At 37.7% G+C, this 10,126-nt stretch carries 10 protein-coding genes; all 10 read right to left on the reverse strand.

Annotation, left to right across the window (positions count from 1 at the left end; all coding sequences use genetic code 11):
- Nucleotides 1-6: 6 nt before the first annotated feature.
- Nucleotides 7-867: a peptide chain release factor N(5)-glutamine methyltransferase gene (gene prmC / locus RVS70_RS15785; RefSeq protein ID WP_026681794.1), complete on the reverse strand. Its 861-nt coding sequence runs from the start codon at nucleotides 865-867 to the stop codon at nucleotides 7-9.
- A gap of 1 nt (nucleotide 868) precedes the next feature.
- Complete coding sequence (gene prfA / locus RVS70_RS15790; RefSeq protein WP_026681795.1) at nucleotides 869-1,939, reverse strand: peptide chain release factor 1; 1,071 nt, start codon at nucleotides 1,937-1,939, stop codon at nucleotides 869-871.
- Nucleotides 1,940-2,357: 418 nt separating this feature from the next.
- Nucleotides 2,358-2,987, reverse strand: coding sequence for a thymidine kinase (locus tag RVS70_RS15795; protein WP_121603957.1), 630 nt, complete (start codon nucleotides 2,985-2,987; stop codon nucleotides 2,358-2,360).
- Between the two features lie 254 nt (nucleotides 2,988-3,241).
- Nucleotides 3,242-3,487 carry a type B 50S ribosomal protein L31 gene (locus RVS70_RS15800; protein WP_026681797.1) on the reverse strand — a complete coding sequence of 82 codons (246 nt, stop codon included), beginning with the start codon at nucleotides 3,485-3,487 and terminating at the stop codon, nucleotides 3,242-3,244.
- 156 nt (nucleotides 3,488-3,643) lie between these two features.
- Entirely contained in the window at nucleotides 3,644-4,924 is a 1,281-nt protein-coding gene (gene rho / locus RVS70_RS15805) for a transcription termination factor Rho (protein ID WP_026681798.1), read from the reverse strand.
- Between the two features lie 471 nt (nucleotides 4,925-5,395).
- Nucleotides 5,396-6,367, reverse strand: a complete 972-nt coding sequence (glpX, locus tag RVS70_RS15810) for a class II fructose-bisphosphatase (protein WP_026681799.1) — start codon at nucleotides 6,365-6,367, stop codon at nucleotides 5,396-5,398.
- A gap of 84 nt (nucleotides 6,368-6,451) precedes the next feature.
- Complete coding sequence (locus RVS70_RS15815) at nucleotides 6,452-7,738, reverse strand: UDP-N-acetylglucosamine 1-carboxyvinyltransferase (RefSeq protein ID WP_121603959.1); 1,287 nt, start codon at nucleotides 7,736-7,738, stop codon at nucleotides 6,452-6,454.
- 130 nt (nucleotides 7,739-7,868) lie between these two features.
- Entirely contained in the window at nucleotides 7,869-8,510 is a 642-nt protein-coding gene (fsa, locus tag RVS70_RS15820) for a fructose-6-phosphate aldolase (protein WP_026681801.1), read from the reverse strand.
- Between the two features lie 35 nt (nucleotides 8,511-8,545).
- The gene (locus RVS70_RS15825; RefSeq protein WP_026681802.1) at nucleotides 8,546-9,403 is read right to left on the reverse strand and encodes a class II fructose-bisphosphate aldolase; all 858 of its coding nucleotides are present in this window, start codon (nucleotides 9,401-9,403) and stop codon (nucleotides 8,546-8,548) included.
- A 100-nt stretch (nucleotides 9,404-9,503) separates the two neighbouring features.
- Nucleotides 9,504-9,863, reverse strand: coding sequence for a response regulator (locus tag RVS70_RS15830; protein ID WP_026681803.1), 360 nt, complete (start codon nucleotides 9,861-9,863; stop codon nucleotides 9,504-9,506).
- Nucleotides 9,864-10,126 lie beyond the last annotated feature (263 nt).

Genomic DNA, 10,126 nt, shown 5'->3' on the forward strand with positions numbered 1-10,126 from the left:
ATATTTTTATAGCTTTGCAAACAAGATACGATCCTTGCCGTTTATGTCCTTTAGAACGTTTATGTCACTATTAGGATACGTTTTTTTCACTAGGAATGTCACAGCTTCACCTTGTTCATGACCAATTTCAAATGCAATACAGCCATTCTTACGTAATACCTGTTTAGACTGGGATAGAATTTGTTTATATGCTGCAAGTCCATTTTCATCGGCAAATAAGGCAAGCTCGGGGTCAAAATTCTTAACAGTATCCGATAATTCTGATACCTCATCTCTTGATATATAAGGAGGGTTTGAAACAATAATATCTACCTGCATATGCTGCTCTATTAATGGTATTAAAAAATCTCCTTGATAAAAACGTATATTGGTATGATAATGCTGAGAATTTTCTCTTGCTGTAGCCAATGCTTTATTAGATATATCAGTGGCATATATAGAGGCATTTTTTAATTCTAACGCAAGTGTAATCGCTATAATGCCACTTCCAGTCCCCGCATCCACAATTGTTGGTATCTTATCCACAATCTTCGAATTTGTATATTGTATAACATGTTGTACAAGCTCTTCTGTCTCTGGTCTAGGGATAAGTACATGTTGATTAACATGGAATGTTCTACCATAAAATGATTCATAGCCAATCAGATGTTGAATGGGTACCCCTTGTTTAGCATGCTTCACTATATCCTTTTCATATCTTGCTATCACTTCTTCCGGTACGGAGTCACGCATTGTCACAAAAAATTCAGAGCGTGAAACCTGTAGGTGATGCTGCAGAAGAAGTTCTGCTACTCTTTTTTCCCTATGATGCTTTTCTAAAAAAAGAGAAGCCCATTCGAGGACTTCATATTGCCTATTCTTTTTCATACTATTCACCAATTTGCTCCAGCTTTTTAGTTTGCTCTTCCATAACTAATGCGTCAATAAATTCATCTAGTTTACCTTGCAATATTTGATCCAACTTTTGTATAGTTAAACCGATTCGATGATCTGTCACACGATTTTGCGGGAAATTATACGTACGAATACGCTCCGAACGATCTCCAGTACCAACAGCAGATTTTCTATTTTCATCATACTCGGCTTGTGCTTCCTGTTGATACTTATCATAAATACGGGCACGAAGTACCTTCATAGCTTTTTCTTTATTTTTAATTTGAGATTTTTCATCTTGAATCGAAACGACAACTCCAGTTGGAAGATGTGTTAGGCGTACTGCTGACATCGTAGTATTAACACTTTGCCCACCAGGTCCGCTGGATGCAAACGTATCAACACGGATATCCTTTTCATGAATATCCACTTCCACTTCCTCAGCTTCCGGTAGGACTGCCACGGTCGCTGTAGAGGTATGAATCCTTCCTCCGGATTCTGTTTCCGGAACACGTTGAACCCGATGTGCACCATTTTCAAATTTAAGTTTAGAAAAAGCGCCTTTACCGTTTATCATAAAGATAATTTCTTTATAGCCACCAACACCTGTCGTACTCGCTTCCATTACTTCAATTTTCCAGCCATACTGCTCTGCATAGCGAGAATACATACGATATAAATCTCCAGCAAATAGTGCTGCTTCATCACCACCAGCTGCACCACGAATTTCCATGAACACGTTTTTATCGTCATTGGGGTCTTTTGGTAATAGAAGAATCTTCATTTTATCTTCTAGTTCTACTATATTATCGTTGAGCTCGGTTATCTCCAATTTCACCATTTCTTGCATTTCTTCATCTAGATTATCTTCTAGCATTTCCTTTGCATCCTTCAGTTGGGATGTCATATCTTTATACTCTCGAAAAGCTTGAACAACATCTTCCAGCCCAGCTTGCTCTTTTGAATATTCACGTAGTTTCTTGGAATCATTTATAATTTCCGGATCACTTAACATTTCATTTAATTTATTGTAACGATCTTCTAAAGACTGTAAACGTTCTAGCATCACGGCCACCTCTTTCTGATTAACAGTATAATTATAGTATACTCACGTTATGAGGTCAAAGTTATACCCACTTGCTCATCTATTATATGATTTTTTCTATTACACATACAGAATATATTTATGCATTGTTATACAGCGAAGTACAAAACAATTTTAACTTAAAACCAAATGTTTAGTTGTCGCTTGTACTTCCTTCTTATCATTCTATTCTTATACAACCAGTTTATCGGGTTTAAAACGCTTTTAAACAGTAAAAACAAAGGATATATAAAGCGAAACTTCAATTAGTGGGGATTATATTTAATATAGAAACTGGAATATACGAGGCTCCTGCGAAAAAAGAAACGATGTAAAGCCCAAGAGGGCTGGACGCAGAAAGCGAGTATATTCCAGTATGTAGGTATGGAGCTGCTTTTAGTCAACCCCTTGATCTTGATAGCTTCGATAAGCTATTTAAAATAGTATTCGTTGGTTTATTAGGCACTTCGTGATGATGGCGGCATCTTGGCTCATAAGACTCCGATGCTCCGACTAAAATAATTGGATCATCATACGAAGCGGGCTTATTATTAATCAAACGTTGTGTACGGCTAGCTGGTGAACCGCAAATCGGACAGATGGCATTCAGCTTCGTCACCGACTCACTTAAAGCCATTAGCTTCGGCATTGGTCCAAATGGTTCTCCGCGAAAATCTGTATCCAAGCCAGCAGTAATCACACGAATCCCTTTATTTGCTAATTCTTCAACTGTGTCAACTATATTCTCATCAAAAAATTGGACCTCATCAATGCCAACGATGTCTACTTTTTCATCCATATGCTCTAATAACTCATCTGAACTACTCACCGGTCTAGCAATAATTGAAGTACCGTTATGCGAAACAACTGCCTCTTCTTCATATCGATTATCAATAGCTGGTTTAAACACTCGTACTGATAGGTTTGCATAGGTTGCTCGACGAACACGGCGGATTAGTTCTTCAGATTTACCAGAGAACATACTGCCACATATTACTTCGACCCAACCACTTTGCTTCATCACATACATGATAAGTGTCCTCTCTTTCAATAATTACAATGTATCTTAGTAGTTTACCCGTCATTTATTTTACCTTACATGGAAATAAAGCATTTATTAAAAAACGCTGTTAATATATCAGAATAACATGATAACGTCTGGTTCGTCCTCTTTCCACATTCTCTCGTAGTAAAAAGTAAAAAACAGGCAAAGATTAGACGTTTTGCCTGTTTTTAAGGTTATTTTCAATAATTCTAGCTAGGACATCAAAGTGTTCCTGCTATTTATTTCATATTATATTTTTTCTTGAATCGATCTACGCGGCCGCCAACTTTATCAGCTTTTTGTTTACCAGTGTAGAAAGGATGTGATTCTGAACTGATCTCCACACGAATCAATGGGTATGTGTTACCATCTTCCCACTCAATTGTTTCGTCAGAAGACTTTGTTGAACCACTCAAGAATTTAAAATCTGAGCTTGTATCAAGAAATACTACTTTTCTGTATTCTGGATGAATTTCCTTTTTCATGTTATTCCACTCCTTTTTGCCCTGAGTCCTTTGGAAACAGAGTTATTGTAAGAGCCGTCATAGGTACAATACCTTATCTAAACTCACATAAAAAGATTATAACAGTCTGGCCATCTGAATGCAATAGTATAGAATTAAATAATTGAAGTTGACGCTTTACCTCTTAGTGCCACGGCGTTTCATTTCTTCGTCCATTAATTGGAAAAATTCTTCATTATTTTTTGAAGATTTAAGCCGCCTTAGGAAACGTTCGAGGAAGTCATTTGAATCTTGCATTGTTTTACGGATTGCCCACATTTTATCTAGATGGGCTTTTTCTACAAGTAATTCTTCTTTTCTTGTACCTGAACGTAGAATATCAATTGCAGGAAAGATTCTACGTTGGGCAAGGTTACGATCTAAATGTAATTCCATGTTACCTGTGCCCTTGAACTCTTCATAAATTACATCATCCATCCGTGATCCTGTATCAACTAATGCTGTAGCAAGAATTGTAAAGCTTCCGCCTTCTTCAATATTTCTCGCTGCTCCAAAGAATCGTTTTGGACGGTGAAATGCCGCAGGATCAATACCACCAGAAAGTGTACGCCCGCTTGGAGGGATAACCAGATTGTATGCTCGCGCCAGCCGCGTAATACTATCCATTAGCACAATAACATCACGTTTATGCTCCACTAAACGCATTGCTCTTTCCAGCACTAATTCTGAAACTTTAATATGACTCTCTGGTACTTCATCAAATGTAGAACTTACTACATCAACATCAGGATGTACAGATCTTTCAATATCAGTTACTTCCTCTGGACGTTCATCAACAAGTAGAATAATAAGCTTTGCATCTGGATGGTTTTCAGAAATACTGTTTGCGATCTCTTTTAGAAGCATTGTTTTACCAGCTTTAGGGGGTGCAACAATTAAACCTCGTTGACCATAACCTACCGGTGTCATTAAATCAATGATACGCGTAGACAATTTATTTGTTTCTGTCTCAAGTTTCATTAGACGATCTGGATACAATGCCGTTAGAGCTGGGAAGTGAACTCTTTCCTTCGCTGTTTCAGGATCATCACCATTTACCGCATCTACATGTAATAACCCGTAATATCTTTCATTTTCTTTAGGTGGACGAACTTTACCAGATACTTTATCCCCATTTCGTAAATCAAAGCGACGAATTTGCGATGCAGATATATAAATATCCTCTGCACTCGGGGAATAATTAATAGGTCTTAAGAAGCCGAATCCTTCTGATGGAATAATCTCTAAAATCCCATCCATAAATAGATACCCATCTTTTTCAGCCTGTCCTTTTAAAATTGCAAAAATAAGTTCTTTTTTCGTTAACTTTGCATAATAAGAGACTTTATACTCCCTTGCTAATGCATAAATTTCTTTCAATGTTAACGTCTCCAGATGGGAGATAGTTAATCCTGCCATAAAATCACCACGCCTATTTAATATTAAACATAGAAAAAATATAATTACTAAAACCCATTGCATTATTACGAGTTTGTGATTTTCACTTCTTTTTTGGAAGGTCTGTCCTTGTAGAAATGAAGAAAATTTCGGAAGCTAGATTAGAAGTCCAACGATATAATCATGTATTAAACATATACCATAATACTCTTTTGATGATTAATATTCAACACCATAATGACAAATATCATAGAAAATCTTAAAGATTTAGAGGTTGTGTCATCATTTACATTGAGGTAGCTAGTGATTATTTATTACGTATATCACTAATTCCAATTATTGTTCGCTTTTAAAATACAGCACATGCTAAATTTTGTAGTTTATATAGAAAAGGAAGCCACTACACTTGACTGGCTTCCTTTTCTATCATCTCTAAAAAAGAAAGTATAGCTACACACAACAGTTGTAACCACATTTCATTATTTTCATACGTTATTCTGGTTTAATAACAAGATCAGGTTTTTTCTGCAGGCTATGCGCACCATCAATAAATCGTACTGTACCACTTTTCGCACGCATTACAATGGTTTCTGTTTTAGCCTTTGTACCCTTAAATTGTACACCTTTTAGTAATTCACCATCTGTTACACCAGTAGCCGCGAAAATAGCATCATCACCACTACAGAAGTCTTTCATCGTAAGTACTTTGTTCAAATCAGCTATTCCCATTTTTTCACAACGTTCTTCTTCCTCTGTGTTAGATGGCACGAGCTTCCCTTGCATTTCACCGCCTAGACATTTTAATGCAACTGCAGCTATAACCCCCTCAGGAGCACCACCAGTTCCCAGTAAAATGTCTACACCCGTTTCATCAAAAGCGGTGTTAATTGCACCTGCTACATCACCATTAGAAATTAATTTAATACGCGCTCCTGCGTCACGAATTTCTTGAATCAATTTCTCATGTCTAGGTCTATCTAGAACAGTTACCACAACATCTTCAACAGCTTTATTTTTTGCCTTTGCTACTGCCTGAAGGTTTTCTATCGTTGATGCATTGATATCAATCTTCCCAACAGCCTCTGGTCCAACAGCAATTTTCTGCATATACATATCTGGTGCATGTAATAATGTACCTTTGTCAGCAATAGCAATAACTGCTAGTGCATTCCATGAACCATTTGCAACAATACTTGTACCTTCAAGTGGATCAACAGCAACGTCTACTCCAGGTCCATGACCTGTGCCAAGCTGTTCCCCAATATATAACATTGGAGCTTCATCCATTTCTCCCTCACCGATAACTACAGTACCTTGCATTGGAATAGTATCAAATACATCACGCATAGCTGTTGTTGCTGCATCATCTGCTTCATCTTTTTTACCTCTACCCATCCAACGAGCAGATTTTAATGCGGCTGCTTCGGTAACCCGAACCAATTCCATTGTTAAACTTCTTTCCATTACGTATCTCTCCCTTTTGTAAAATATCCTCATCCCGAGAAGAATTTTTACAAAGGTATTCCCTAACCTTATGCTAACTTCTCTCTAAGAATTCTGTAGTTGTATAATTTCTTGATCTGTCAATTCTTCACGCCAAATTTTAGCACCTAGGTCGGTTAATTTATCTGTGATTTTCTCATATCCTCGATCAACATGATCGAGTCCAGTTATTTCGGTAACTCCATCTGCCATAAGTCCAGCAATTATTAATGCGGCACCTGCTCGGAGATCCGTAGCGTTAACTTTAGCAGCTTGTAGCTGAACGGGGCCAGAGACAATAGCAGATCCACCTTCTACTTTAATAGACGCATTCATTCTTCTTAATTCATCTATATGCTTTAAGCGAGCAGAATAAATCGTGTCTGTAACCACACCCGTATTTACCGCTTTCGTCAACAAGGTAGTAAATGGCTGTTGTAGGTCTGTCGGAAATCCTGGGTAAACAAGTGTTTTTATATCAACACTTTTCAATGGATTTTTAGGAGCAATAAGTAACTGTTCCGCACTCTCTTCAATAGATATCCCCATCTCACGTAGCTTAGCTAAAAGTGATTCCAAATGAGGAGGAATTACATTATCGATGATAACCTCTTTCCCTTGTGCTGCAGCAGCTATCGTGTAAGTACCTGCTTCAATACGATCAGGGATAATAGTATGTCTGCAACCATTAAGCGAAGGTACTCCTTCAATCCGGATTACATCCGTACCTACCCCTTTTATTTTTGCTCCCATATTCGTAAGCAGTGTAGCCACATCAATTATTTCAGGTTCCTTTGCAGCATTCTCAATAACTGTTTTTCCTTTTGCCTTTACTGCAGCTAACATGATATTGATTGTTGCACCAACGCTTACAACATCAAGGTAGATTCTTGCACCTCTAAGTTCATTCGCCCGAAGGTAAATAGCTCCTTGTTCATTCGTTACCTCTGCACCAAGTGCTTCAAACCCTTTAATATGCTGATCGATTGGACGTGGTCCTAAAAAACAACCACCCGGAAGTCCGATAACTGCCTTTTTAAATTTTCCTAGCATTGCTCCCATAAAATAATAGGAGGCTCTAAGCTTTTTCACTTTCCCATTAGGGAGAGGCATGGCAATCATATTCTCAGGATTGATATGAACGGTTTGTCCATCCCAGGAAACCGTACCACCGATTTCCTCAAGTAAATCGCCTAATGTATATACGTCTGAAATCTCTGGTAGTCCTTCAATAGTTACATTAGAATCAGCTAAAATCGCTGCTGGCAATAGCGCTACAGCACTATTCTTCGCTCCGCTGATTCGTACTTTGCCATTTAGAACATGGCCACCTTCAACTAACATTTTTTGCATTAAGATAACCCCACTTAGGCAAGGAACATGATTAGCATCGAATTATGCTAACATTGACTTGCAAACTTATTTGCAGCAAGTACTGCTGCTTCTGTTCCTTAGGATGTGTACTTCTTCCATTATTATGCAATTATTTTTGCTTATTCCAATCAGCAAGGAATTTCTCGATTCCCTGATCAGTTAATGGATGTTTTACCAGCTGCTCCAATACTTTAAACGGAATAGTAGCAATATGCGCACCCTTTTTAGCAGCATCTATAACATGTAGTGGATGACGTATAGAAGCCGCAATTATTTGTGCATGAATATCATGTTTATTAAATATCTCTGAAATGGTTTCAATTAATACCATACCGTCATGGCCAATATCATCTAATCTACCTAGAAAAGGTGAAACATACGTAGCTCCTGCACGCGCAGCAAGTAGCGCTTGATTAGCATTGAAAATTAGCGTAACGTTGGTTTTAATATTCAATTCGCTAAATGCTTTAACAGCTTTTAGTCCTTCCAATGTCATTGGAACTTTAACTGTTATGTTTGGTGCGATTGCCGCAAGTTCTTTCCCTTCACGAATCATTCCTTCTGCATCCTCGGAAATCACCTCTGCACTCACAGATCCAGAAACTTCTTCTGTGATTTCACGTAATCGATCGTGAAAAGATACATCCTCTTTAGAAACTAAACTTGGGTTAGTTGTGACACCATCTAAAACGCCAAGTGCATTTGCCTCACGAATTTCATCAATATTGGCTGTATCAATAAAGAATTTCATTGATTGTCGCCTCCTAACTAATAAGCTGTTACCGATTATGCTTGTTGTGATGAACCAAATTCACGCATCTTGCCAATAACGGTTTGCTTGATTGCTTCTGTACCAGGTCCTAGGTATTTACGTGGATCATAAAGCTCAGGCTTATCTTTTAATACTTGACGTACAGCGTTTGTTTGAGAGATTTGGTTCTCCGTATTCACATTGATTTTCGCAGTACCTAAAGAAATAGCACGCTGAATATCTTTAGTAGGGATTCCCGTACCACCATGTAAAACTAACGGTAATTTAACAGTTGAAAGAATTTCTTCCATTTCTTTAAATCCTAAATTGGGTTCTCCTTTGTATGGTCCGTGCACTGAACCAAGCGCTGGAGCTAAACAATCAATACCAGTTTGATCCACTAATTCTTTACATTCCTTTGGATCAGCATAAATAACACCGTCTGCTATCACATCATCTTCTTGACCACCAACTGTTCCCAATTCAGCTTCAACGGATACACCATGAAGATGAGCTAGTTCCACAACCTTTTTAGTAATTGCTATGTTTTCTTCAAGTGGATCATGAGATGCATCAATCATTACGGATGTAAAGCCAGCGTGAATAGCTTCTGCACACTTAGCAAAACTTGAACCATGATCTAAATGTATAGCAACAGGTACGGTTGTACCATACGATTCCATAAGTGCCTTCACCATTGATACAACAACGTTGAAGCCACCCATATATTTAGCAGCACCTTCTGATACCCCAAGGATTACTGGGGAGTTCTCTTCTTCTGCTGCCTGAAGAATCGCTTGTGCGTATTCCAGGTTATTTAAATTGAACTGACCAACTGCATAACCATTGTCTTTCCCTTTTTCTAGCATCTCTTTCATTGATACTAATGGCATATATATCCTCCTCTTAGATGAACTATGCACCTATTTGAAAATAATTTAATTACAATATTAGAATACCAACAACAACTCAAAGTCGCAACAATCCTGCTAGTCAACCAATAATTGATTTGACCAAATCACATACTTCTTGGATATTAAAAGGCTTCGTTAGCACACTTTCTACGTTGCTACAATCTTCATTCTCACGAATAACTTCTTCTGTTATACCGCTCATTACAATAGTTCGTGTAGATACACCTGTTTGATTCATCAATCGTATTACCTCGAATGCATTATAAATTGGCAGCTTATAATCAATCATTAATAATTGGAAAGAAGAGGAAGTGACTTTGTCCAATCCTTCTTTACCTGTTTTCGCAGTTTCCACATGATAACCTTCATTTGTAAGGATATCTGTCAGTAGCATACAGATTCCAGGTTGGTCATCGACAATTAAAATTTTCTTTTTCATATAATGAATATCCCCTTTCCAAAAGCATTTATCCCCCATCACTTATATTCTATATGAACAAGATGATATCCTGCTGTCATATTAGGTTTTTACTGATTATACATACTCAACTCGTAAGAAGCGCAAGGAAATAGACTAAAAAAAGTCAACCTATTACTTATGACAAGAATTGTTGCACCTTCTCATAGCGGAGACTAATTACGTAGACTCCTGTGGGATTAGCGCGAGCCGAAAATCCACTTTGCAACGTGTTCTTCTTTGCA

Origin of the sequence: Virgibacillus sp. M23, assembly GCF_034190895.1 — a bacterium.
GTDB lineage: Bacteria > Bacillota > Bacilli > Bacillales > Amphibacillaceae > Virgibacillus > Virgibacillus salarius.

Coding starts and splice junctions, on each gene's coding strand:
- RVS70_RS15815 (WP_121603959.1), bottom strand. CDS start 7,738: ATGCAAAAAATGTTAGTTGAAGGTGGCCATGTTCTAAATGGCAAAGTA.
- prfA (WP_026681795.1), bottom strand. CDS start 1,939: ATGCTAGAACGTTTACAGTCTTTAGAAGATCGTTACAATAAATTAAAT.
- fsa (WP_026681801.1), bottom strand. CDS start 8,510: ATGAAATTCTTTATTGATACAGCCAATATTGATGAAATTCGTGAGGCA.
- RVS70_RS15800 (WP_026681797.1), bottom strand. CDS start 3,487: ATGAAAAAGGAAATTCATCCAGAATACAGAAAAGTAGTATTTCTTGAT.
- RVS70_RS15795 (WP_121603957.1), bottom strand. CDS start 2,987: ATGTATGTGATGAAGCAAAGTGGTTGGGTCGAAGTAATATGTGGCAGT.
- glpX (WP_026681799.1), bottom strand. CDS start 6,367: ATGGAAAGAAGTTTAACAATGGAATTGGTTCGGGTTACCGAAGCAGCC.
- rho (WP_026681798.1), bottom strand. CDS start 4,924: ATGGCAGGATTAACTATCTCCCATCTGGAGACGTTAACATTGAAAGAA.
- prmC (WP_026681794.1), bottom strand. CDS start 867: ATGAAAAAGAATAGGCAATATGAAGTCCTCGAATGGGCTTCTCTTTTT.
- RVS70_RS15825 (WP_026681802.1), bottom strand. CDS start 9,403: ATGCCATTAGTATCAATGAAAGAGATGCTAGAAAAAGGGAAAGACAAT.
- RVS70_RS15830 (WP_026681803.1), bottom strand. CDS start 9,863: ATGAAAAAGAAAATTTTAATTGTCGATGACCAACCTGGAATCTGTATG.